This is a genomic window from Algoriphagus sp. (genome assembly GCF_046296635.1).
Taxonomy (GTDB): domain Bacteria; phylum Bacteroidota; class Bacteroidia; order Cytophagales; family Cyclobacteriaceae; genus Algoriphagus.
Map to the genome: position 1 here is coordinate 15,407 of NZ_JBKBKZ010000002.1, position 22,644 is coordinate 38,050.

Below are 22,644 nucleotides of genomic sequence, written 5' to 3' on the forward strand. Positions count from 1 at the left end.
CGTTAGATATTAGACTCATTTGCGTGATTCAAACTTTTGAATTAAAGCATAGAGCATTTTTTGGATTTCAGTTATTTCCAAAGAAATCGGATCAATTTGGTCATAGGTAACAAATTCTAATTCCACACTTACAAAGAGTTGTGTCTCCAATTCACAAATAGAACCATGGGCGACACCAAGAAAATGAACAAATTCATTATCTGTTCTTCTTCCTCCTCCCTCTGCAATATTTGAAGGAACAGAAACTGAAGCCCTTCGCATTTGAGAAATCAAACCAAACCGTTCTTCGTTTGGAAAATTTGCCGTGAGCTTATAAATCACAGCGCATAATTTTATTCCTCTTTTCCAGACATTTAACTCTTTGTAGTTGTGCATAAAAATTCTTTTTTGGTTAAGCACTATATTCTGTTGCTAGATATCTTTTGTCTAATGTCTAGCGTCTTGAGTCTTTTACTTTAATAGCTCATAAATTCCTGCCACTCCCTGACCACCACCAACACAAGCTGTAACAAGCCCATACTTTTTATTTTGTCGTCGTAGTTCATTGAAAATCTGCACAGAAAGCTTAGCTCCGGTACATCCCAGCGGGTGACCCAAAGCAACTGCGCCACCATTGACATTGACGATATCCGGATTCATATCCAGCGATTTCATCACGGCTAATCCCTGTGCGGCAAAAGCTTCGTTCAGTTCAACCAAATCAATGTCGTTCAATGTCAATCCTGCTTGCTTCAAGGCTTTTGGAACAGCTTCTTTTGGACCGATTCCCATGATTCTGGGATCAACTCCAGCCACGGAATAAGACATCAATCTCGCAACGGGATCAAGTCCCAAAGATTTCATCAGTCGTTCGGACATTACCACCACGAAAGCAGCCCCATCGGAAGTCTGAGATGAGTTTCCTGCTGTCACCTGACCACCATTTTTGAAAGCAGGTTTCAGCGCCGACAAAGCTTCCATTGTCGTACCTGCTCTTGGTCCTTCGTCGGTATCGACGATGTATTTTCGGGTTTTCTTTTTGCCTTTTTCATCGAGGTAAGTTTCTTCAACTTCGACTGGTACGATATCTTCTTTGAATTTACCAGCGGCTATTGCTGCCAAGGCTTTCTCATGAGATCGAACCGAAAATGCATCCGCTTCTTCTCTTGTGATGCTGTATTCTTTGGCCAACTCCTCAGCAGTCAACCCCATGCTGATGTAATAGGATGGGTGCTGCGTGGCGATTTTGTAGTTGAGGGCTGTTTTGTAACCCATCATCGGAACCAAAGACATGGATTCTGTTCCTCCGGCAATGATGCAATCGGCCATTCCTGCTTTGATTTTACCGACAGCTAAGGCAATCGCTTCCAAGCCCGAACCGCAATATCGGTTGATGATAAATCCGGGGGCTTCAATTCCCAATGCTAAAAGTGAAATCATCCGACCCATCTGCATGCCTTGTTCCGCTTCGGGAACCGCATTGCCAACGATCAGATCGTCGACCATTTTTGTCTCCAATCCAGGCGTATTTGCCACCAAATGTTTGATCACATCTGCCGCCAAGTCATCCGGGCGATAAAATCTAAATCCCCCTCTTTTTGACTTTCCTACTGCTGATCTATATCCGTTAATTATGTATGCTTCCATTTGTTGATTAGTTATTGGTAATTGGGTTATTGAATGAGAGTATTAAGTAGCTAGTATCAAGTAGCTAGTATCAGGTATCAAGATTTTGACTCAATGGAGGACTTTAAACCCATGATCATCCGCTGAACTTCTGAAAGATCTACTTCCATTTCTTTGGCAATTTCAGGATCAAGAATTCCTACAATTTCAGAAATTATCAATTGGGTTTCCAATTCAAAGCTTTCTCCTAAACTCACTTCAAGAGAATTGACAAATGATTTTGAGGAAGTTTTAGCACAACCTTCCGCAATGTTTGAAGGAATCGAAACTCCTGCTCTTCTCATCTGTGAAACGAGCCCGAACTTTTCATCATTCGAATAGGCTCTCGTGACAGAATAAATTTTTACTGCAAAATCAACTGCTTTCTGCCATACTTTTAAGTCTTTGAAATTGTGCATAACCTATGGGTTTAAAATCTTGATACTTACGTCTTGATACTTGCTACTTTAATCAATTTCTAAGCGGTTTACCTTTGAATAAAATGCTATGAATTCGCTCAAGGGTCTTTTTCTCAGCAGTCAAACTCAAGAAAGCTTCCCGTTCCAAGTCCAGCAAATACTGCTCACTTACTTCGGTTGTCGAGGACAAATCTCCACCTGACATAACCCAAGCTAGTTTTCTGGCGATTTTGGCATCGTGCTCAGAGATATAAGCACCGTACTGCATTCCGGTGATTCCTGCTTCAAACAATGCCAAGGAAGTTTTACCCAACACCTTCACATTCGTCTGTTGAACTGGCTGGGTATATCCTGCTTCATGCAATCTCAACACATGGGATTTCGCATCCGCCAATTGACGTTTTCTGTTTAAAGAAATTCCATCGCTTTTTCTAAGATATCCCAAGCCTTGGGCTTCCACAGCTGAGGTGGAAACTTTCGCAGTGGCGATATTCATGAAGTATTCCTGAAGTTGATTTAGCTCGACATCGCCATTGATGACCGCATTGGAAAATCTCAAGGTCATCTCTTTGGTACCACCACCGGCAGGAATCAATCCTACTCCGACTTCTACTAATCCCATGTACAATTCAGCATGTGCCTGAATATGATCTGAATGAAGGGATAGTTCACAACCACCTCCCAAAGCCATATTATGCGGAGCAACTACCACCGGAATCGAAGAATAACGAGCCCGCATCATGGTATTCTGGAACTGAGCGATCATCATATTGATCTCATCAAAATCCTGGTCACCGGCAAACATGAACAGCATTCCAAGATTAGCTCCTGCAGAAAAATTAGCACCTTCATTGCCTATGACTAAGCCTTTGTAGGATTTCTCGGCCATTCCGATTGCAGTGTTGATTCCTTCGATGACTTCCGCACCCATAGAATTCATTTTGGTATGGAATTCCAAACCGATCACATCATCTCCCATGTCATACACGGTGGTGCCAGTATTTCCCCATACCTTCTTGCCTGCAGATTTCAGGGTATCCAGAATAATGAAATCTTCAATTCCCGGAATTTCCAGATAGCTTTTGCTTGGAATGTCATAATACAGCTTTTTGCCGCCATCGACTTTGTAGAAGTTTTCATGTCCTGCAGAGAGCATTTCATGAACCCAAGGAGCAGCCTTTTCACCGGCAGCTTCCATTTTTTCAACGGTTTCTTTTACCCCTAAAATATCCCAAGTTTCAAATGGACCTAATTCCCATCCAAATCCAGCGGAAACAGCTTGATCTATCCGGTACAATTCGTCGGAAATCTCAGGAATACGATTGGAGCAATATTTAAATAAATCATAGAAAGAAGCCCGATAAAATTCACCGGCCCGATCCTCGAAATTGACCAGAAACTTGATTCGTTTCTTCAAATCCTCGATTTCCTTCGATGCTTCCAAAGCCTTAAACTTTGGCTTTTCCACATCTTTGTATTCGAAGGTTTTTAAGTCTAATTCTTTCAGTTCTTTGGTTCCGTCTTTGTGACGGATCATCTTGAAGTAACCTTGGCCGGTTTTATCTCCAAACCATTTGTTGTTGTATAGCACTTCGACGATCTGTGGTAATTTGAATTTGTCACGGGATTCGTCGTGAGGAAGTGCTTTGTACAGATTGTTGGCCACATTGACAGTAGTATCGAGCCCGACCACATCCATGGTTCGGAATGTGGCTGACTTTGCACGACCAATCACAGGACCGGTCAATTTATCCACTTCAGAGACGCTGAAGCCCATCTTTTCAATGGCATGCATTCCGGAGATGATTGCATAGACCCCGATTCTATTGGCTATAAATGCAGGAGTATCCTTGCAAAAAACAGTCTCTTTTCCCAAAAACTTATCTCCATACTCCATCAAGAAATCGATGATTTCAGGATTAGTTTTTGGACCTGGAATGATTTCCAAAAGTCTCAGATAGCGTGGGGGATTGAAGAAGTGAGTCCCGGCAAAATTGGTCTGAAAATCTTCACTTCTGCCCTCACACATCATGTGCATTGGAATTCCTGAAGTGTTCGAAGTAATCAGGGTCCCCTGTTTTCTGTATTTCTCTACTTTTTCAAATAGCGACTGTTTGATATCCAATCGCTCTACCACTACTTCCATCACCCAATCATAGTCTTTGATTTTTGGTAGGTCGTCGTCAAAATTTCCTGTGGTAATCCGATTGGCAAAGGACTTGTCATAAATCGCCGAGGGATTTGACTTAAGCGTACTTTGCAAGGCATCATTTACGAGGCGATTTCGGACTGCTGGATGATCCTTGGTCATTCCCTTCTTTTGCTCTATTTCGGTCAGCTCGAAGGGAACAATATCCAGTAAAAGTACCTGTACGCCAATGTTGGCGAAATGACAGGCAATTCGAGATCCCATCACTCCTGAACCTAAAATGGCTACTTTCTTAATGGTTCTGTTCATGTTTTTTGGGTTTTGGTAGTCTATTCCGACGAACGGAAAATCAGTTATAATTCAAATATTGGTTTATTGACTTCACTTTCATTGACTTGATCAATGACCATGTGGATTTTACTGAATACTCCGAAAAAAGTATCCAAATCCTTTTCGCTAACTACTTCGCGGACTTGCTGATTGAAGTCCATGATTGTGTTAATCGATCTCTCTTTCTTATCTTTTCCTTCTTCTGTCAGAAAAATCCGCACCGATCGCTTATCCACAGGATCAGCCTTTTTGAAAATCAATCCTTTTTCCTCCATTGTTTTTAGCATGCGAGTTAAGCTGCGCGTTTCCAAACCGATCAGTGGGGCAATCTTTGTCGCAGGCGTGCCTTCTTTGGAGTTGATATTGATCAGGACAAAGCCTATCGCCGTAGTAAATCCCTCCTCAGCAGCTTGCTGATTGTACATGCGGGAAATGGCATGCCAGGCACTTTTGATGTGATAGTCTACTGTCTCTTCTCTTGTCATGGTGCTCAAATACAGGATTTGAAGTCACCTAAGTTAGAAAAATTTTGTATGCATGCATACTATATTTTCAAAAGAGGTATGCATGCATCACAAATAATTAATCGATTTTCTACGAGAAATAAAATATACTACTGTATTCAGACTAAATCATATTATAAATCAGAATAAAAATCAGCAAATTCTAGGTTAGCAGAAAAAAATTTTGATGTGAAGAAATTATGATTTTTTGATTAAAAGCAAAAAAACCAGGCGATTATGCCTGGTAGATAGATTCGATTTCCTTCTCAAATTTTTGATAAATCACTTTTCGCTTCAATTTCATCGTAGGTGTTAGCTCACTTGTATCGATTCCCCATGGTTTGTCCAACAGCTTAAAACGTTTGATTTGCTCCCATTTTGCAAAGTATTTATTAAGTCCATCTATTTCCTCCTGATACTTTTCGAGAATTTCAGAATTGGATATCATTTCACCATCTGTGAGATATGGAATGTCCTTCCGTTTGCAATATTCCCTCAATCCGTCAAAACTGGGAACGATCAATGCTGCCGGGTAATTTTTCCCATCACCAACTACCATAAGTTGCTCAATGAGGACAGATTCCTTGAATTTGTTTTCCATTACCTGAGGTGCTATGTATTTTCCTCCGGACGTTTTGAACATCTCTTTTTTACGATCTGTGATTTTAAGGTATTCGCCATCCAGTTCTCCGATGTCTCCGGTGTGAAACCAGCCGTTTTGAAGTACCGCAGCGGTCATTTCAGGCTCTCGGTAGTATCCTTGCATCACATTAGGTCCTTTGACCAGAATTTCGCCGTCCTCAGCGATTTTCACCTGCACGTCTTTTACTACTTTACCTACATATCCTATTCGGATTCCATCCTCAGTACCAACAGAAGCAGAAACTACCGGCGATGTCTCCGTTAGGCCATATCCTTCACATACTTTTATACCGGCAGCCCAGAATACTCTCGCCAGTCTTGGCTGTAAAGCTGAAGCTCCAGAGTTGATTTGCATCACATTTCCTCCTAATGCTTCTCTCCATTTTGAGAAAATCAGCTTATTGGCAAGTTTCAATTGGAAATCATACCAGCTACCCATATTTCCGGAAGGGTCATATTTCAGACCGAGATTCAAAGCCCAGAAGAAGAGATTCTTTTTTACTCCAGTCAATTCATAACCTTTGGCTACAATTTTATCATAGACTTTTTCTAAAAGCCTTGGAACTGTATTAAATACATGGGGCTGCACTTCCTTGAGGTTTTCACCAATTTTTTCCATGTTTTCAGCATAATAAACTGAAAATCCGAGGTAAATAAAGCAAAATGAACCTGTTCGTTCGTAGATATGGCAGAGTGGAAGGAAGCTCAACACTTTTGAAACTCCGGGGGGAGGTGTCATGGTATTGGAAACAGAAAGTACATTGGATAGCACATTTGTGTGGCTAAGCATGACTCCCTTTGGTTTACCCGTGGTGCCAGAGGTATAAATTATTGTAAAAAGATCATCCGGTTTAATCAGACTTTTTGAGTCTTCCAATTTTAAAAGATCGCCTGATTCACCCTTTTTTTCCAAAATTGACCAATGCGCCACTCCATCTAGCTGATCAAAGGCGTATATGGTTCGATCTCCCGCGACTGCGGCAGCTTTTCCGTAGATTTCCTGATCTCCGACAAAAATCATTTTGACTTCTGCATGGTCAAAAATATAAGCGTAATCCTCAGAGGTAATCGTCGGATACATGGGTACGGATATTGCTCCGATTTGCTGAAGTGCGAAATCAACGAAATTCCATTCCGGACGATTTTCAGAGATTATGGCAACTTTATCTCCCGCAGTAATTCCGGAGGATAAAAAAGCTAAGCCTAGATTATCTACAATCTGCTTAAGGTCTTTGGAGCTATACGTCTTCCACTTTCCATCTTCTTTTCTAGCCAAAGCCACTGCTTTATCATAAGATGAAATCTGATGTGGGATCAAATCAAAAATACGGGTGAGGTTCATCATGCTTTCGGGTTTATCAATCTAATATTACCCAAATCAAAATGGAATCCCAAAAGCTTTCCACACAATTCTCCTTATAGTAATTATATTATATTATTTAAATAAATAAACTATTAAGGTTATTAAGGCTGTGGATTTGTTGATAAGATAGGTTTAAAAAGTTTGGCACAAATTGCATTCCCAGCCTTTTGCTATCCCGACATATTGTTAACGAGTTATCCACCTGTAACTGATTGAAATTCTATTATTTGATAAAAAAATGTTTATCTGGTGGATTATTTGCTAAAAGATAAATGTGGTTAAGTCTGTTGTGGATAGTCTGATTGTGTTTTGTGGACAAATCTAAGTTTTCCCCATTAGCTGAATGATATAATTGATTTTAAAAAAAATTGTTGAAAATTGAATAAATAAATCTGTGATATCTTAGAGTTTCCCACAGTCTAATTATCATTATCCACACCGTTTTTTATGTTTTGTCCTATTCCGGTTAGTGGTGTTGCCTGAATATTCTGTTCGGGACGTGTCCATCCACTTCGAATAATTAAATCTTGCGTTTTCTCTTCGTTGAGGAAGTAAAAGACCCGTTCTGCATTTCTTCGTTGTATAAAATTTGCTGGGTCCCATCGTTTATTTCCATTGGAATCTTCAATCACCCGAATTTTGAAAGTTCCAGGTTCTAATAGTTTGAAGGAATAATTGTTGGAGTTTTGTAAGAATTGCTCTTGAACCAGTTCATCTTTTGAATTCAGAAGCTGTACGATAAAGGGAGGACTGGCATTTAATATTGATCCGGAAATTTCATCTGCTAGGTTACTCCGTTTCAGTTTTCGGTAATTGGCAGAAAGGACTGCTTCATTGTATTGATTTTCAATGTCCATAAAAGTAGAGTCACTGGCTTTTATTGTAAATATTTCCTTGCTGATTGAATCTGGTACAGATAAACGTACTTTTAATAGATCCATTTTTGATGAATCCTGAAATACTGTCATTTGCTTGGTTATGGGGATTCTTGAGGCAGTATCATAAGAAATAAACAAGGAATCGAAGTTAACCGATTGGATGGGCTTGTTGAATTGGAGTTCAATTTCCAGATTATTATAGAAGCTTTTTCCTGAATTTGCTGTGACTTGTAGTTTTTCTGGTCTTCTTTCTGATTCTGGAAATTTCGCCCAGATCAAGGAATCCTTCCTAAATCCCACTGAGTCAGTTAGGCTAATGTTGAATGGAATGCTGTCAGTTTTTGAACTTCTTGGATAGATTCTAATTCTGTTGTCTGAATAGGTATAGAAATATTCTTTACTCAATTCCTTATTTTCTATCCTTGTTTCTACTGGAGTTCGGTTTAGAATAATATCAAAGTTTTTTCCTAATGGAGCACTTCTTAATATTCTTATGGGAGTCAAATCACCTTTAGATAGATTGAATTGGACGTTTTCAATGTTTCTATTCAAAATAAGAGTATCCAAAATGAAGTCATATTCTTCAGATTTCGATTCAGCTTTTAATGTTCCGTTTGCATCTTTCCAGGCATACGCCAAGTATTTACCATCTTTAATGTTTGTAATGGAAAAAGTTCCTGTACTATCTACTTGACTTAGGTAATAAGGTGGTGCTGTAAATACGTCTGTAGTATCTCCTACCGGGTAGATTCCTACCACAATATTTGAGTAGTCTGGTTTTGAAGGAGGAAAATGGTAGTTAATTTTTCCTGTTACGCTTAAGCTATCAATGGAATTTCCCGTCGAAAAGACCAACTTTAGGTTTTCTGCCGGATTTGCTTCGGATATATCTACTATTGATTTTTGAAAATTAAATACATACGTTGTGCTATCCTCTAGTTCCTGATTTAGTTTGATAGTTACGACATTTTTGAGTGCGGTAAAGATTACCTCATCTTTATTAATCCTTGGCGTAATAACAATTCCTTTCGATGCATTGTCAAGTTTGATGTATTCATCAAAAGTCAAAATTATTTCTTTTGGCTTTGTATTAAGAGATTGATCAGCTGGATTGGACGATTGTAGGATTGGTGGATCTTCATCTCTGGGTCCTCCCATTGGTGTGCTTTGCTTAGCGCAGGAAGCCAAGAGTAAAAAAGAAAGTGTATATAGGAGGTGTTTGAATCTTGTCACTTCTTTTGGAAAACGTAAATATTGCTTGAATAATGTCCGGGTGTTTTGGCTTGGCGGTTGGACTTTAATCCATTAATGATTGCCTTCCAATATCTTTTTACTAAAGATGAGTTCTTTTCTAAATAACCTTCCGACAGTAATGAAACATAAAAACTATCGAATTTCATGGGTTTTATCTCCTTTAATTCTAGATTAAAATTATTTTTAAAACCTTCTATTGCTGAGGAATTGAAATGGTATAAATGCCTTGGAACATCCCAACCTGCCCAGGTATTACCATAAAATTTTCCATCCCAACTATTATAATTTGGAACAGCAATTATTAAGTAACCATCTGAATTTAAGTGGCTTATAATTTTTTTTATTGTTTTTCTTAGATCATGAATATGTTCCAATACATGATAAAGAGTAATTACATCAAACTCAGAATCTTTCTTAATCTCTTCGAGGGCAGGTTTTATTTTATTTTTCAGTTTAAGGTTTGCCTGTCTTCTTGCTTTTTCATTTGGTTCGACTCCTTCTACCTTCCAGCCTTGTTTTTTTGCTGCCTTGAGGAATTCGCCGGTACCACAGCCATAATCGAGAAGTTTCCCTTTCTTTTTAAATGTTTCAATAAAACTGACTTTTTTCGAGATATTATAGGTTCTGATTTTTTTGTACAGCCATTGCGTCAAATTCCTGGTTTTATCATCATGTGAAAAGTATTCAGGGAAATTGTAATATGGTCCAATTCCTTCTTGGCTAGGTCTTGGGTTAGTAAATACGAGCTGACAGTCTGAGCATTTGCAAAGCATAAAATTTTCTTTGCTCACTGCATGATCTGTTATTTCAGCGTAATTAAGAAAACGCCCACTTTTACATAATGGACATTTGCTAAGTCTTTCTAACATTTTATCTTCCTAAATAGACTGTCAAGATAGATAAATCCGCAGGGGATACTCCGCTTATCCTCGATGCTTGCCCTAATGTTTGAGGACGGATTTTGGTGAGTTTTTGTCTACCCTCATTTGAAAGAGCTGTGATTGATAGAAAATCAAAAGTCTGGGGAATTTGATAATGTTCCATGTTTGATAGCTTATCGACCAGCTGTTGTTCCTTATCAATGTAGCTGTCATATTTTATTTGGATTTCAGCTTGCTCCAATACGTCTTTTGAGTATTTTCCTAAATATTCTGAAAGTTCCTCATCTACAGAAATAAGTTCATTCATTCCTATTTGAGGGCGTTTTAGCAATTTCTCCACACTTATTTTTTCTAGGATTGTTGCTGTACCCATAGATTCCAAGCCCTGATTGATTGATTCAGGACTAAGTTTCTTTTGTTTGAGGTCATTGATCAGTTTGGCAGTGTTTGACTTCTTTTCTTGCATTTTTTCCAGTCTTTCATCTGATGCAAGACCTATATTATGGCCAAGTTGTGTCAGTCTCAAATCTGCATTGTCCTGACGTAGGAGTAATCGAAATTCAGCCCTGGAGGTGAACATCCTATATGGCTCTTCAGTACCTTTATTGATAAGGTCATCTACCAACACGCCAATATAAGCTTCCGATCTCTTTAATATAAACGGTTCTTTTTCCTGAACTTTCAAACAAGCATTTATTCCTGCCACTAATCCCTGTGAAGCTGCTTCCTCATATCCTGTTGTTCCGTTGATTTGTCCAGCGAAATAGAGATTCTCCAACAGTTTTGTTTCTAATGTAGAATTCAACTGTGTAGGTGGAAAGAAGTCATATTCTATTGCATAGCCAGGCCTGAACATTTTGGCATTTTCAAATCCGGGAATTAAACGTAATGCCTTGTACTGTACATCTTCAGGTAGTGAGGTGGAAAATCCGTTGACATAGATTTCTACTGTATTCCACCCTTCAGGTTCTACAAATATTTGATGTCGTTCGCGTTCCGCAAATCTGTTGATTTTGTCTTCGATACTTGGACAATATCGGGGACCCAAACCTTGAATTCTGCCATTAAACATGGGAGATCGATCAAATCCTGTTTCCAGTGATTGATGTACTTCTTTATTTGTATAGGTTATCCAGCAAGATTTTTGGGATTTAAGTGGAACAGTTGAATTCAAATAGGAAAATTTTTCAGGATTTTCATCCCCAAATTGCTCTTCCATTTTTGAGTAATCAAGGCTTCTTCCATCCACTCTTGGTGGAGTTCCTGTCTTCATTCTTCCCGCTTCAAAGCCTAATTGAACCAATTGCTCCGTGATTCCTCTGGCGGCTGACTCCCCTGTTCTACCGCCACCGAACTGCTTTTCACCAATATGAATGATTCCATTGAGAAATGTGCCATTTGTAAGAACAACAGTTTTCGAGGGAATTTCTATTCCGATTGCAGTTTTTACTCCTACTACTCTTCCGTTTTTAACCAGTAACCCAGAGATCATTTCCTGCCAAAAATCAACATTTGGAGTTCGCTCCAATGTAAGTCTCCATTCTTCAGCAAACCGCATTCTATCATTTTGTGAGCGTGGAGACCACATCGCAGGGCCCTTTGATCTGTTTAGCATTCTAAACTGAATCATAGACTTGTCGGAAATTATTCCTGACATTCCTCCTAGCGCATCAATTTCGCGTACAATCTGTCCTTTTGCAACCCCTCCCATTGCGGGATTGCAGGACATTTGTGCGATGGTATTCATGTTCATAGTACAAAGTAGAACTTTTGAACCCATAGCTGCTGCTGCATGTGCCGCTTCACAACCTGCGTGCCCCGCCCCTACTACTATGACATCGTATAATGGAAACATGATAAATGATTTGATGTTTCACGTGAAACAGCTGGCGGATTCTTATTTCTTGCCAGTGTACTGTTTCACGTGGAACAGTTAAATATTATGGAATAAATTTATGGCTAACTCCTCTTTGGATCGCATAAGATCCGATTGGACTTTGGTTTTATCCTTGTAGCCCATCAAGTGGAAAAGACCATGACTAATTACTCGGCTTAGTTCGGTTTCTTCTAATTGTTGATGATTTGATGCATTCTCCCTCACTCTGTCTAAACTGATGAATATATCACCTTCGATTTTACCATCTTGTTCAGAGTTGTCAAAAGTGATAATATCTGTATAGGTGTGGTGTGCTAAATAATCAACGTTGATTTGATAAAGGTATTCGTCTGAACAAAAGATGTAATTCAACTCACCTACTTGGAAATTTTCAGATTCCGCAATTTTCTTTAGCCAATTCTTCCTTTTCAGTTTTTGAGGAAGTTCAAATTTGATCTCTTCAGAAAAAAACTGAATTGCCATATTAGTCTATATAAAAGGAAAGAATGGTTTTTTTTCCACCTTCTTCAAATTTTACTTCGTCGCTTAAATGTCTAATCAAGAAAATACCTCGACCGCCTGGCTTCTCCAAGTTCTCCGGAGAAGTGGGATCTTGTAATTCTAATAAATCGAATCCTTCGCCCTCGTCCTCAATAATAAAATTAAGTTGATCACCTTCCATATTAAGTTCGAGGTGGACGAGTTTATTTTTATCACTTTGGTTACCGTGGATTATTGCGTTACTGATACATTCGGTAACAGAGATCATGATATTTCCATAGATGTCATCGTTTATTTCGAAACTATCTTTCGCATTATCAATAAAACTTTCGATGATCTTTATATTCTCGATCAGAGATGGAATTGAAATTTTAATAGAGTTCATCTTGGAAATATTCTATAATTCAGATCTTTTTGTTTTTTTCTTACTCAATTTCTAATACAATCGGACAATGATCCGAATGTTTTACGCTAGGCAAAATTACGGCACTTTTCAGATTGTTTTGCAATTCCTTGGTTGCCATGTGGTAATCTATTCTCCATCCCAAATTCTTTTCTCTTGAATTTGCTCTGAAGCTCCACCACGAGTATTGGTGTGGTTGAGTATTGAAATATCGAAAGGTGTCAATGAATCCATTTTCAGTAAACTTATCCATCCATGCACGTTCTTCTGGAAGAAAGCCAGATGAGTTTTTATTGGAAATAGGATTATGGATATCTATGGGTTTATGACAAATGTTATAATCCCCACTTAAAATCAACTTTGGGTTGACTTCTTTTAGATCCTGAATATAACCAAATACATCATCAAGAAACTCATACTTGAATTGCTGACGTAGATCCCCCGTTGTTCCTGACGGGAAATAAGATGAGATAAAGGAAAATCCATCAAAATCCGCTTGAATCATCCTTCCCTCGTCATCATATTTATTCATACCCATGCCATATTTGATTGATTTGGGTTTGATTTTGGAGAAAATTGCCACTCCACTGTATCCTTTTTTTACAGCTGAATACCAATACAAATTATATCCTAAATCTTGGAAAATACTGGGATCAATATCCTTTTCCTGAGCCTTAATCTCCTGTAAACCAATGATATCTGGATTTTCCTGCTTTAGCCAATCTACAAAACCCTTCGTCATTGCAGACCTGATTCCATTTACGTTGTAGGAAATAAGTTTCATCCAATTATAATTTTTTTTCCAGCAGAAATCCCGATCGCTAACGGGAGGAATTTCGCATAATTCCTAACCATATAATTTTTGTCGTTTGTGCTATGCTCGATTTCATTCAAATTTCTATTTGGTATTCCTTTTCAAAGTATTCCATCACCTGAATTTTGAGAAGTTTTTCCTGCTCTAATAGATCAAAGTGAGGAAGTTCTTTTATCAACTTCCAATGGGGCCAACCTTCTTGATCGACAAATTCCAATTCATAGAATCCTGCATAGCTCAGAACTTTACAAACAGCAATATGCATTAAATCCTGTTTTTGTTCTTTTGAAAAAGTTTTTGTTCCTTTTCCCAACTCTTGAACACCTATTAGAAACAGTACGCCATTCAGATCGTTTGGTTTTTTACCAATCGTGTCTTTCAAGCCGTCCAATAGTTTAGACCATCTTTTTTCAAGATCAAGATCCCGCTTAAACATCTGTAAATTATTGATTTGTAAGTTCTTCCCAGTATTCTACGGCTCTCCTTAAATGTGGGATGACAATGGAACCTCCGATAACGAGGGCAATTGAAAAAACCTCAAAAATCTCTTCCTTTTTTAATCCCGCCTCGTGGCTTTTCCCTAGATGATATTTGATGCAATCATCACACCTTAATACCATAGAACAGGCCAATCCGATCATCTCTTTGGTTTTCACATCCAGTTCCCCTGCTGCATAGGTATTCGTGTCAAGGTTGAAAAAACGCTTGATTACCTTATTGTCTTCGCCCAGGATTTTATCATTCATCTTGGCACGATAGGCATTGAATTCTTCTATTAGATTCATTAACTTAAGGATTAAATATAAGTCTAAGGGGTAAATATACTGCATATTCCACCCTAAGAGGTAACAACTGAACTTTTTAGCAATGCGTTTTGATATTTGGAAAGATTTTTTGGATCTCATTTTCCCGAGGAATTGTCCTCAGTGCGGAAGAGCGCTCTTCGATTTCGAACCCTGCCTCTGTACAATCTGTCAAGGAAGTTTGCCTGTTGCCAATTTTCATTTGAGACCCTATGACAATGAACTTTCCGCAAAGATCAGGGGGCTTACCCAAGTGAACCGCGTAATGGCCTATTTGAGATTTTCAAAAAAGGGAAGAAGTCAGCAGCTACTTCACCAGCTGAAATATAAAAACAAACCGGAAATAGGTGAAGAAATGGGTAGACTTTATGGACTGCTTTTGGCTCAAAACGGCTATTTAGGAGAATGGGACGTGATTGTCCCTGTTCCCTTACACCCGATGAAACAAAAAAGGAGAGGCTTCAATCAAAGTGAAAAATTTGCCATTGGCCTCGTTAAACCTCTTGACTTAAAACTGGACAATTTGCTGGAGCGGAAAAAATTTACTGAAACCCAGACCAAAAAAACCAGACTTCAAAGACTTGAAAATGTGGAGGAGGTATTCGAGCTCAGACATGGAGAGAATATTTCGGGATTGCGAATCTTGTTAGTAGATGATGTCATCACAACAGGAGCCACACTTTGCGCTTGTGCAAACGTGCTTTTGGCCAATGGTGCAAAACATGTAGATTTGGTTACCATCGCCGCAGGAGGCCAATAAAATCATGAGCATTGATATAGAATTTCTCAAATACCCTATCGGTAAGTTCAAAATACCAGAACAGGTTACCTCTGAAGCTATCGCTGAAGCTTTAGGAAAAATCAAGTCTTTTCCATCCGATTTATTTAAGGCAGTGAGCCGGCTTTCTGTCACACAGCTGGACACTCCTTATCGTCCGGGTGGCTGGACTGTAAGACAACTTGTGCATCATTGTGCAGACAGCCACATGACAGCCTTTATTCGGTTTAAATTGGCTTTGACGGAGGAAAATCCAACCGTAAAACCTTACGATGAAGCTAAGTGGGCTAACCTGTCGGATGCTGCATTGCCAATTGAGTCCTCTTTAGCAATTATTCAAGCCATTCATATGAAATGGGGTGCCTTACTGGATTCAATGAAGCCCGAGGACTTCAAAAAAACCTATTTTCATCCTAAGAAAAATCGAAGTCAAGGATTAGAAGAAGTTACACTGATGTATGCTTGGCATTCTCAGCATCACTTGGCCCATGTTCTGCATTTGGCGATGCGGGAAAAGTGGTAGTTTTTCTTTTGGAATCAGAATCATGAATATTTCTTTAAAAAATCAACGCATCCTCGTAACAGGAGCTTCCCGAGGTATAGGAAGAGCGATAGCCCGTCAACTATCTGAGTCTGGCGCCGAGGTAATTATTCACTACAATTCCAACAAAGCTGAGGCGGAAAGTCTTCTCAATCAGCTAAAAAACCCTGCTTTCATAGAGACATGTGATTTATCCAAACTGGAATCAGTTGTTGGATTTATTCCATTCTTGGTAGAAAAGTATGGTCCATTGTCCGGGATTGTGAATAATGCGGGGATCTCCCCTCCTGCAGCCGATACTTTGCCAACTTTGGAGTGGCTGGAGATTTGGAACAAGGTGATGGCTGTTAATGCTACAGCCGTTGGGATTCTCACCAAGGAATTTGTAGATCAGGCTAAACTTCATGAAAATGGACGGATTGTAATGATTTCGTCCCGTGCAGCCTTCCGTGGAGATACGACAGACTATTTGGCCTATGCTGCTTCTAAGGGCGCATTGGTGAGTCTGACACGGTCCATCGCCAGACATTATGGAAAAATCGGGATTAAAGCCTTTTTGATTGCTCCAGGATTCACTCGTACGGATATGGCAAATGGAATATTAGCGGAGTATGGGGAAGATTTTGCATTGAAGGATATTGCGCTGAAGGAATTAACGCTGCCCGAGGATATCGCGCCTATGGTCACGTTGCTCTGTTCTGGCTTGGCAGATCATGCGACAGGTACTTCTATAGACATGAATGCCGGGTCTTATGTGCGATAGCAGCTTTTATCTAAACGAAACCATCAGCCTAATTCGAGGGTTTTATGAAGGAAGTCTCCAAACTTAAAAATGACCAAAAGAGATTCCGTCCTCACTCCTGAACTTGTCAAAATCCTAAAAATCTTCATTTTATCATCTTTGGGATTAGTTTTAGCGCTTTCATTCTTCAATGAGTACCGGGCAAATAATTCGGGGGAAGATCGAACCTTCAGAGTAAATGACTCAAATCGACTCTATTTCCTCAATGTCAGGGCGATTCACTATGATCGGGAAATTCGTCGAGATGCAGGAATGACACTTTACCGAAATGGAAAGCGAACGCAGTCTGATTCCAGTCCTACGTTGGATCTGGTGATTCTTTTGAATTCAGGAAAAGAAAATGCTTACATCTATTTTGAACTGAAAAATGCTGAATGGCCGATTCGTATTTCTGCAAAAACAGCCAAAAAAACTCAGGTTTTCGATTTTTCAAACGGGAACAATGCCGATCATTATTCAATGCTTGAAAAATTGAAACCAGCAATCCTTGAAAATGCAGAATTTGAGCTCATTTCAGAGGGAAAAACTTTTCCAATTTGGTCGAAAGAAATGGAAAAAGAAGCGGTAAAGACGGTCTTAGAAGACTATTTTAGGCTCCTGAACCAAACCAACTAAGATGGAAAAGACAACGAATTCGGGATTGGAGTTTTTCAAAACCCAAATTGGGAAAAAGCTGGACAAAACACCCTCTGCAGCAGGGAATTGGCTGGGAGGCACACTTCTGGAAATTGACCTTCATCACATTAAAGTTTCTTATATAGTCAGACCAGAATTGTGTAATCCCGGCAAAATACTTCATGGAGGAATAGCCTCACTGATGCTGGATGACGTGATTGGGATGGGTAATTTCGTAGCAGGTTCGGAATATTTGATGACAAGTATTAATCTGAACGTGGATTTCCTCTCAGCTGCACAAATCGGAGAAAAACTTGAAGTTACTGCCAAATTGATTCGATCCGGATCAAACCTAAATCATTGGGAAGCTGTAATCAGAAAAGAGTCGGGGAAATTTGTCGCCAAGGCCAGCTCGAATTTGATCAAAACTCATGTGAAACTAAGTGAATTGGGATTTTAATTTAGTTTCATGTATTTTTCATGCATGAAAAAACTAATTCTTTTGGCCGTATTTGGCTTGATTTCCACTGCTTCCTTTGCCCAATGGACTGTTTCTTATCATCAAAGTAACCTTCCATTTTTAGGAGTGAATAAACAATTGGGAGAAAAGTGGCTTCCCGAATTCCGAGTGGGAACTGATAATTTCATTGATAATGTCTCATTGGAATTAGTCGTTAATCACATTTTTTACAAAAATGATCGCATCGATTTCTATGGAGGAATTGGAGGGAGAATTCAAAGCTTCGAGGGCTTAGTCATTCCTGTAGGCTTGAATATTTATCCATTTGAAAGGAAGGATTTTGGTTTCCATATCGAAGCTGCCCAGTTTATTGGAGATGGAAATATCTTCAGAGGGTCCTTTGGAATCAGATATCGGTTTTTTAAGGAGTAGTGAAATCTTGGATGCATTTTATAGCTCATCTGTGCATCTGTTGCAGTCTGCCTTTAAAATTGTTCCAGCTTCACCATCAAGTCCCACACTGCAATTCCCAGAGACACTGAAATATTGAGGGAATGTTTGGTTCCCAATTGTGGAATTTCCAAAACTTGGTCACAGGCTTTTAAAACTTCTTCTTCGACTCCAAATACCTCATTTCCAAAGATGAGCGCGTATTTTTTTCCTTTCTCCGGTACAAAATCATTCAATTTCATTGAGCTTTTCACTTGCTCCAAAGCACAAATTTGATATTCAGCTTCCTTCAATTTTTTAATGGCCTCCATGGTATTCAGACAGTATTCCCATTCTACAGATTCCGTAGCGCCAAGAGCAGTTTTTTGAATGTCCCGATGGGGTGGAGTACCGGTAATGCCACATAGAAAAATCTTCTCAATGCGGAATGCATCTGCGGTTCGAAAGGCTGATCCGACATTGTTCAAACTTCGCACATTATCCAAAACCAATACAATCGGTGACTTCTCGGTTTGCTTAAATTCCTGAATCGAAAGCCTATCCAATTCCTCCATGCTTAATTTCTTCATCTTTTTTGATCTCCTTGCCTAAACGGCTATTTTCAGCTTTTCATACCAAGCCAAAAGTACCACAATTCCTTTTTGATCCCCATGAGCAAATCCAAAGACGGACAAGAAACTCCCCTGATGAAGCAATATAACGCCATCAAGGCCAAACATCCCGGAGCATTGCTGCTTTTTCGCGTAGGGGATTTTTATGAGACATTTGGAGAAGATGCGGTCGTGGCGAGTAAAATTTTGGATATCGTCCTGACCAAAAGGGCAAATGGTGCTGCTTCACACATAGAGTTGGCTGGATTTCCTCACCATTCCTTGGACAATTACCTCCCAAAGCTAGTTCGCGCCGGGAATCGAGTTGCGATCTGTGATCAACTGGAAGATCCGAAATCAGTCAAAGGAATCGTAAAGCGCGGTGTAACTGAATTGGTAACACCAGGCCTTTCCTACAACGATCAAGTCCTTGACACTCGCAAAAATAACTATCTCGCCTCCATTCATTTTGGAAAGGATACCCACGGGATTGCTTTCCTGGATGTCTCGACGGGTGAATTTATGTGCGCTCAAGGCAATTCCTCTTATTTGGAAAAGCTATTACAGAGTTTTGCACCATCAGAAATTATTTTTTCAAAAGCTGCAAAAAAGATCGCTGCCGAAATCATCAAAAACGAATTCATCACCTTCTACTGTGAAGATTGGGTTTTTCAATATGATTTCACATACGAAAAATTAAAAACACATTTCGGTACAGCCAATTTGAAGGGTTTTGGAATCGAAGAACTTGAATCCGGAATCGTAGCTGCAGGAGGTATCTTGTATTATCTCGAAGAAACGGAGCATCGGGAGGTTCAGCATATTTCTTCGATATCCAGGATTGCAGAGGAGAAATATGTCTGGTTGGATAAGTTCACGATCCGCAATCTAGAATTGGTTTTTCCTCAACATGATGGGGGCGTTCCACTGATTCAGATTCTTGATCAGACGGTGACACCGATGGGTTCGAGGATGATGAAAAAGTGGATGGTGTTGCCTTTGAAAGAAAAGCAAGCGATCGAGGAGCGATTGAATGTGGTTGATTTCTTCTACCAAAATTCAGCCCTAATCGAAGAAATGCTTGCTCCACTCCGACTGATTGGTGATTTGGAGCGCTTGATATCCAAAGTGGTAGTCGGACGGGCAAATCCACGGGAGATGAATCAAATCAAGCGTGCACTCAAGTCCGCTCTTCCGATCAAGGAAATGCTGAAAATGCAGAAGAATCCTACGTTGAAGCGCCTTTCTGATCAAATCCATCCCTGCGAGTATTTGCTGGAAAAAATCGAGCGTGAGCTCAAAGAAGATGCCCCGATGCTGGTTCATCAAGGTGGAGTGATCAAGGATGGAGTGGATCCCGAACTGGATGAATACCGGGGTTTGGCAAATACCGGAAAGGATTTTTTGGTTCAAATCCAACAGCGAGAAGTTCAAAATACTGGTATTTCTTCACTGAAAATAAGCTTCAACAAAGTCTTTGGGTATTATCTTGAAGTAACACATGCCCACCGGGACAAAGTGCCTCAGGAGTGGATTCGCAAACAAACCTTGGTCAATGCGGAGCGATATATCACTCCCGAACTCAAAGAATATGAAGAAAAGATTCTCAATGCTGAAGATCGCATGCAAGGAATCGAGCAGAAGTATTTCTTGGCCTTAGTCCAGGAAGCGGCGCAATATGTCACTCAAATCCAGCAAAATGCGAGAGTGTTGGGAACATTGGATTCGCTGCTTTCTTTTGCACAAGTTGCATTATCAAATGGTTATTCGAGACCAAAGATCTCAGATACCGAAACCCTTGAAATTAAGGATGGTCGTCATCCGGTAATCGAGAAGCAACTCCCTCCAGGGGAAAATTACGTCCCAAACGATATTTATCTCGATCATGACAGTCAACAGATCATGATCATCACCGGGCCAAATATGGCCGGTAAATCTGCTTTACTCCGGCAGACTGCACTGATAGTCCTGATGGCGCAGATGGGAAGTTTTGTTCCTTCTTCATTTGCTAGGATTGGAATTATTGACAAAGTATTTACTCGAGTTGGGGCTTCAGACAATCTTTCCAAAGGGGAGTCGACATTCATGGTGGAGATGACTGAGACAGCAAGCATTCTCAATAATCTATCAGATCGAAGTCTTGTACTGATGGATGAAATTGGGCGTGGGACCTCTACCTATGACGGTATTTCAATTGCTTGGTCGATTGTGGAGTTTCTTCACAATCATCCCACATTCAAAGCAAAGACGCTTTTTGCGACTCACTACCATGAACTCAATCAGCTTTCGGGAGATTTTCCAAGAATAAAAAACTTCAATGTCTCTGTCAAAGAAGTGGGCAACAAAGTGATATTTATGCGGAAGTTGAAAGAAGGAGGAAGCGAACACAGCTTTGGAATTCACGTCGCTCAAATGGCAGGGATGCCTAATCCAGTTGTCCTCAGAGCTGCAGAAATAATGGGACACCTTGAAAAAGACAAAGAATTAAAGGAGAAAAAGGAGCACTTCAAGTCCATACCGAAAAATAATTTCCAGCTCAGTTTATTTGAAATAGACCCAAAATTTACAGAAGCGAAACAACTCTTAGACCTGATTGATATAAATGCGATTTCTCCTATTGAAGCACTTTTAAAACTTCACGAAATAAAAAAGAAATTAGAATGATATGACCGAAATTTTATATTTTTCTAAAGATTTAAACTAACACACACGCTGAACTTAAACTTAAAATGGATAAGGTATTACTCAAGGACCTGAAAAAGCAGGATAAGTATACCAAATTCTTTAAAGAATGGAAGGATCAGGAATTCAATGGTGAAATAGATGAGCAAAAGTTAAAAGATGAGCTGGCTGCTATCAGTAAAACGATCGGTATGCAAGAAAGCCTTGTCATTGCTTGTTTTGATTATCGAAATTTGAACCTAGCATTTTTTACAGGAAATGTGGAAAAACTGACTGGATACCCGGAGTCGATGTTCCGGAACAAAGGTATGGAGACATCCTTTACCATGATTCATCCAGATGATCGACCAGAGCTATTTCGATTCCAAAAAATTGTTTTTGATGCCTTTCATGGCCTTTCAATCTCAGAAAGACACACGTTCGAATTTTCCTACACCACACGCTGGGTACATCGGACCACAGGGGAAGTGATTTGGATGACCTCAAAAGTTCGACCCTATGTCATTGATGAGACAGGCAATTTCATCATGGATTTGCACATCATTATCCAGCTTTTCACTCCTCCCAAAACAAAAAGCTACGATTGGAATTATACCTACACTAAGGATAATGGATCCAAGATCTTTGTTAGCAAAAACTCACCTGTTGGCAAAGCCGTCAAGTTGACAACAAAGGAACGAGAAATTGTAAACTTGATCCTGGAAGGAAAAGAGTCAAAAGAGATAGGAGAAATCTTTAATATTTCAATTTTCACAGTGGCCACGCATCGAAAAAATATTCTTAGAAAGCTTAGAGCAAAAAATGTGGGAGAAATGGTTAAGATTTTAGCCTCTTATGATTTTTGAAAAGACTGTAAATCAACAGTAAATGAAGTTTTTGCCGTTAATCTCGAAAATATTATTCATTTCGGTCTTGTAAAATTATTTTGTGGGCTTACCTTTGCATCCACAATCGCTCGAATAAAGCTTTGGGCAATGACAAAAAGCGAGAGTAGCTCAGCTGGTAGAGCACGACCTTGCCAAGGTCGGGGTCGCGAGTTCGAATCTCGTCTCCCGCTCAGTAAAGCCCTTGAAAAAGGGCTTTGTCATTTCAGGGCATTTGAATCTCAAATGTGACTGAGGCTCTACTCCCAAGTAGAGTAAGCCGGGATGGTGGAATAGGTAGACACGCAAGACTTAAAATCTTGTGGGAGCAATCCCGTGCGGGTTCGATTCCCGCTCCTGGTACAAACAAATAGCCTCGCATTTTGCGAGGCTATTTGTATTT

At 39.7% G+C, this 22,644-nt stretch carries 23 protein-coding genes and 2 tRNA genes; 10 read left to right on the top strand and 15 right to left on the bottom strand.

The window, feature by feature from the left end; genetic code table 11:
• Nucleotides 1–15 precede the first annotated feature (15 nt).
• From ACK4HU_RS02200 to ACK4HU_RS02265, 14 genes are all read right to left on the bottom strand, one after another.
• On the bottom strand, nt 16–375 hold the full coding sequence (locus tag ACK4HU_RS02200; RefSeq protein WP_409803211.1) for a four helix bundle protein: 360 nt from the start codon (nt 373–375) through the stop codon (nt 16–18).
• Nucleotides 376–450: 75 nt separating this feature from the next.
• Complete coding sequence (locus ACK4HU_RS02205; RefSeq protein WP_409803212.1) at nt 451–1,626, bottom strand: thiolase family protein; 1,176 nt, start codon at nt 1,624–1,626, stop codon at nt 451–453.
• Between the two features lie 77 nt (nt 1,627–1,703).
• Entirely contained in the window at nt 1,704–2,063 is a 360-nt protein-coding gene (locus ACK4HU_RS02210) for a four helix bundle protein (RefSeq protein WP_409803213.1), read from the bottom strand.
• A 52-nt stretch (nt 2,064–2,115) separates the two neighbouring features.
• Nucleotides 2,116–4,521: a 3-hydroxyacyl-CoA dehydrogenase/enoyl-CoA hydratase family protein gene (locus ACK4HU_RS02215; protein ID WP_409803214.1), complete on the bottom strand. Its 2,406-nt coding sequence runs from the start codon at nt 4,519–4,521 to the stop codon at nt 2,116–2,118.
• 44 nt (nt 4,522–4,565) lie between these two features.
• Nucleotides 4,566–5,027, bottom strand: a complete 462-nt coding sequence (locus ACK4HU_RS02220; RefSeq protein WP_409803215.1) for a MarR family winged helix-turn-helix transcriptional regulator — start codon at nt 5,025–5,027, stop codon at nt 4,566–4,568.
• A gap of 253 nt (nt 5,028–5,280) precedes the next feature.
• Nucleotides 5,281–7,029 carry an AMP-dependent synthetase/ligase gene (locus ACK4HU_RS02225; RefSeq protein WP_409803429.1) on the bottom strand — a complete coding sequence of 583 codons (1,749 nt, stop codon included), beginning with the start codon at nt 7,027–7,029 and terminating at the stop codon, nt 5,281–5,283.
• Nucleotides 7,030–7,469: 440 nt separating this feature from the next.
• Nucleotides 7,470–9,086 carry an Ig-like domain-containing domain gene (locus tag ACK4HU_RS02230; protein WP_409803216.1) on the bottom strand — a complete coding sequence of 539 codons (1,617 nt, stop codon included), beginning with the start codon at nt 9,084–9,086 and terminating at the stop codon, nt 7,470–7,472.
• A 71-nt stretch (nt 9,087–9,157) separates the two neighbouring features.
• Nucleotides 9,158–10,051: a class I SAM-dependent methyltransferase gene (locus ACK4HU_RS02235; RefSeq protein ID WP_409803217.1), complete on the bottom strand. Its 894-nt coding sequence runs from the start codon at nt 10,049–10,051 to the stop codon at nt 9,158–9,160.
• A 1-nt stretch (nt 10,052) separates the two neighbouring features.
• Nucleotides 10,053–11,918: a tRNA uridine-5-carboxymethylaminomethyl(34) synthesis enzyme MnmG gene (mnmG, locus tag ACK4HU_RS02240; protein ID WP_409803218.1), complete on the bottom strand. Its 1,866-nt coding sequence runs from the start codon at nt 11,916–11,918 to the stop codon at nt 10,053–10,055.
• 78 nt (nt 11,919–11,996) lie between these two features.
• Nucleotides 11,997–12,422 carry an rRNA maturation RNase YbeY gene (gene ybeY / locus ACK4HU_RS02245; RefSeq protein WP_409803219.1) on the bottom strand — a complete coding sequence of 142 codons (426 nt, stop codon included), beginning with the start codon at nt 12,420–12,422 and terminating at the stop codon, nt 11,997–11,999.
• 1 nt (nt 12,423) lies between these two features.
• Complete coding sequence (locus tag ACK4HU_RS02250) at nt 12,424–12,825, bottom strand: ATP-binding protein (RefSeq protein WP_409803220.1); 402 nt, start codon at nt 12,823–12,825, stop codon at nt 12,424–12,426.
• A gap of 40 nt (nt 12,826–12,865) precedes the next feature.
• Nucleotides 12,866–13,627 carry an exodeoxyribonuclease III gene (locus tag ACK4HU_RS02255; protein ID WP_409803221.1) on the bottom strand — a complete coding sequence of 254 codons (762 nt, stop codon included), beginning with the start codon at nt 13,625–13,627 and terminating at the stop codon, nt 12,866–12,868.
• Between the two features lie 106 nt (nt 13,628–13,733).
• Nucleotides 13,734–14,093 carry a hypothetical protein gene (locus ACK4HU_RS02260; protein ID WP_409803222.1) on the bottom strand — a complete coding sequence of 120 codons (360 nt, stop codon included), beginning with the start codon at nt 14,091–14,093 and terminating at the stop codon, nt 13,734–13,736.
• Between the two features lie 7 nt (nt 14,094–14,100).
• Complete coding sequence (locus tag ACK4HU_RS02265) at nt 14,101–14,442, bottom strand: carboxymuconolactone decarboxylase family protein (protein WP_409803223.1); 342 nt, start codon at nt 14,440–14,442, stop codon at nt 14,101–14,103.
• Between the two features lie 82 nt (nt 14,443–14,524).
• Between ACK4HU_RS02265 and ACK4HU_RS02270 the strand changes: the two genes are divergently transcribed.
• From ACK4HU_RS02270 to ACK4HU_RS02295, 6 genes are all read left to right on the top strand, one after another.
• The gene (locus ACK4HU_RS02270) at nt 14,525–15,220 is read left to right on the top strand and encodes a ComF family protein (RefSeq protein ID WP_409803224.1); all 696 of its coding nucleotides are present in this window, start codon (nt 14,525–14,527) and stop codon (nt 15,218–15,220) included.
• Nucleotides 15,221–15,224: 4 nt separating this feature from the next.
• The gene (locus ACK4HU_RS02275; RefSeq protein WP_409803225.1) at nt 15,225–15,761 is read left to right on the top strand and encodes a YfiT family bacillithiol transferase; all 537 of its coding nucleotides are present in this window, start codon (nt 15,225–15,227) and stop codon (nt 15,759–15,761) included.
• 22 nt (nt 15,762–15,783) lie between these two features.
• A complete protein-coding gene (locus tag ACK4HU_RS02280; RefSeq protein ID WP_409803226.1) occupies nt 15,784–16,542 on the top strand; it encodes an SDR family NAD(P)-dependent oxidoreductase in 759 nt (252 codons plus the stop codon).
• A 69-nt stretch (nt 16,543–16,611) separates the two neighbouring features.
• On the top strand, nt 16,612–17,196 hold the full coding sequence (locus ACK4HU_RS02285) for a hypothetical protein (protein WP_409803227.1): 585 nt from the start codon (nt 16,612–16,614) through the stop codon (nt 17,194–17,196).
• Nucleotide 17,197: 1 nt separating this feature from the next.
• Nucleotides 17,198–17,656 (top strand): PaaI family thioesterase, encoded by a 459-nt coding sequence (locus tag ACK4HU_RS02290; RefSeq protein ID WP_409803228.1) that lies wholly within the window; start codon nt 17,198–17,200, stop codon nt 17,654–17,656.
• A gap of 24 nt (nt 17,657–17,680) precedes the next feature.
• Nucleotides 17,681–18,088: a hypothetical protein gene (locus ACK4HU_RS02295; protein WP_409803229.1), complete on the top strand. Its 408-nt coding sequence runs from the start codon at nt 17,681–17,683 to the stop codon at nt 18,086–18,088.
• 53 nt (nt 18,089–18,141) lie between these two features.
• Here the strand turns inward: ACK4HU_RS02295 and ACK4HU_RS02300 are convergent, their stop codons facing one another.
• On the bottom strand, nt 18,142–18,675 hold the full coding sequence (locus ACK4HU_RS02300; protein WP_409803230.1) for an RNA methyltransferase: 534 nt from the start codon (nt 18,673–18,675) through the stop codon (nt 18,142–18,144).
• Between the two features lie 81 nt (nt 18,676–18,756).
• Here ACK4HU_RS02300 and mutS point away from each other — a divergent pair, with 81 nt between their 5' ends.
• The 4 genes from mutS to ACK4HU_RS02320 all read left to right on the top strand — a co-directional run bounded on the left by mutS (nt 18,757) and on the right by ACK4HU_RS02320 (nt 22,604).
• Nucleotides 18,757–21,360, top strand: a complete 2,604-nt coding sequence (gene mutS / locus ACK4HU_RS02305) for a DNA mismatch repair protein MutS (protein ID WP_409803231.1) — start codon at nt 18,757–18,759, stop codon at nt 21,358–21,360.
• A gap of 65 nt (nt 21,361–21,425) precedes the next feature.
• On the top strand, nt 21,426–22,223 hold the full coding sequence (locus ACK4HU_RS02310; RefSeq protein ID WP_409803232.1) for a LuxR C-terminal-related transcriptional regulator: 798 nt from the start codon (nt 21,426–21,428) through the stop codon (nt 22,221–22,223).
• Nucleotides 22,224–22,362: 139 nt separating this feature from the next.
• Nucleotides 22,363–22,435, top strand: a tRNA-Gly gene (locus tag ACK4HU_RS02315).
• Between the two features lie 85 nt (nt 22,436–22,520).
• Nucleotides 22,521–22,604: transfer RNA gene (locus ACK4HU_RS02320), tRNA-Leu, on the top strand.
• Nucleotides 22,605–22,644 lie beyond the last annotated feature (40 nt).

Coding starts and splice junctions, on each gene's coding strand:
- ACK4HU_RS02200 (WP_409803211.1), bottom strand. CDS start 375: ATGCACAACTACAAAGAGTTAAATGTCTGGAAAAGAGGAATAAAATTA.
- ACK4HU_RS02205 (WP_409803212.1), bottom strand. CDS start 1,626: ATGGAAGCATACATAATTAACGGATATAGATCAGCAGTAGGAAAGTCA.
- ACK4HU_RS02210 (WP_409803213.1), bottom strand. CDS start 2,063: ATGCACAATTTCAAAGACTTAAAAGTATGGCAGAAAGCAGTTGATTTT.
- ACK4HU_RS02215 (WP_409803214.1), bottom strand. CDS start 4,521: ATGAACAGAACCATTAAGAAAGTAGCCATTTTAGGTTCAGGAGTGATG.
- ACK4HU_RS02220 (WP_409803215.1), bottom strand. CDS start 5,027: ATGACAAGAGAAGAGACAGTAGACTATCACATCAAAAGTGCCTGGCAT.
- ACK4HU_RS02225 (WP_409803429.1), bottom strand. CDS start 7,029: ATGAACCTCACCCGTATTTTTGATTTGATCCCACATCAGATTTCATCT.
- ACK4HU_RS02230 (WP_409803216.1), bottom strand. CDS start 9,086: ATGGGAGGACCCAGAGATGAAGATCCACCAATCCTACAATCGTCCAAT.
- ACK4HU_RS02235 (WP_409803217.1), bottom strand. CDS start 10,051: ATGTTAGAAAGACTTAGCAAATGTCCATTATGTAAAAGTGGGCGTTTT.
- mnmG (WP_409803218.1), bottom strand. CDS start 11,918: ATGTTTCCATTATACGATGTCATAGTAGTAGGGGCGGGGCACGCAGGT.
- ybeY (WP_409803219.1), bottom strand. CDS start 12,422: ATGGCAATTCAGTTTTTTTCTGAAGAGATCAAATTTGAACTTCCTCAA.
- ACK4HU_RS02250 (WP_409803220.1), bottom strand. CDS start 12,825: ATGAACTCTATTAAAATTTCAATTCCATCTCTGATCGAGAATATAAAG.
- ACK4HU_RS02255 (WP_409803221.1), bottom strand. CDS start 13,627: ATGAAACTTATTTCCTACAACGTAAATGGAATCAGGTCTGCAATGACG.
- ACK4HU_RS02260 (WP_409803222.1), bottom strand. CDS start 14,093: ATGTTTAAGCGGGATCTTGATCTTGAAAAAAGATGGTCTAAACTATTG.
- ACK4HU_RS02265 (WP_409803223.1), bottom strand. CDS start 14,442: ATGAATCTAATAGAAGAATTCAATGCCTATCGTGCCAAGATGAATGAT.
- ACK4HU_RS02270 (WP_409803224.1), top strand. CDS start 14,525: ATGCGTTTTGATATTTGGAAAGATTTTTTGGATCTCATTTTCCCGAGG.
- ACK4HU_RS02275 (WP_409803225.1), top strand. CDS start 15,225: ATGAGCATTGATATAGAATTTCTCAAATACCCTATCGGTAAGTTCAAA.
- ACK4HU_RS02280 (WP_409803226.1), top strand. CDS start 15,784: ATGAATATTTCTTTAAAAAATCAACGCATCCTCGTAACAGGAGCTTCC.
- ACK4HU_RS02285 (WP_409803227.1), top strand. CDS start 16,612: ATGACCAAAAGAGATTCCGTCCTCACTCCTGAACTTGTCAAAATCCTA.
- ACK4HU_RS02290 (WP_409803228.1), top strand. CDS start 17,198: ATGGAAAAGACAACGAATTCGGGATTGGAGTTTTTCAAAACCCAAATT.
- ACK4HU_RS02295 (WP_409803229.1), top strand. CDS start 17,681: ATGAAAAAACTAATTCTTTTGGCCGTATTTGGCTTGATTTCCACTGCT.
- ACK4HU_RS02300 (WP_409803230.1), bottom strand. CDS start 18,675: ATGAAGAAATTAAGCATGGAGGAATTGGATAGGCTTTCGATTCAGGAA.
- mutS (WP_409803231.1), top strand. CDS start 18,757: ATGAGCAAATCCAAAGACGGACAAGAAACTCCCCTGATGAAGCAATAT.
- ACK4HU_RS02310 (WP_409803232.1), top strand. CDS start 21,426: ATGGATAAGGTATTACTCAAGGACCTGAAAAAGCAGGATAAGTATACC.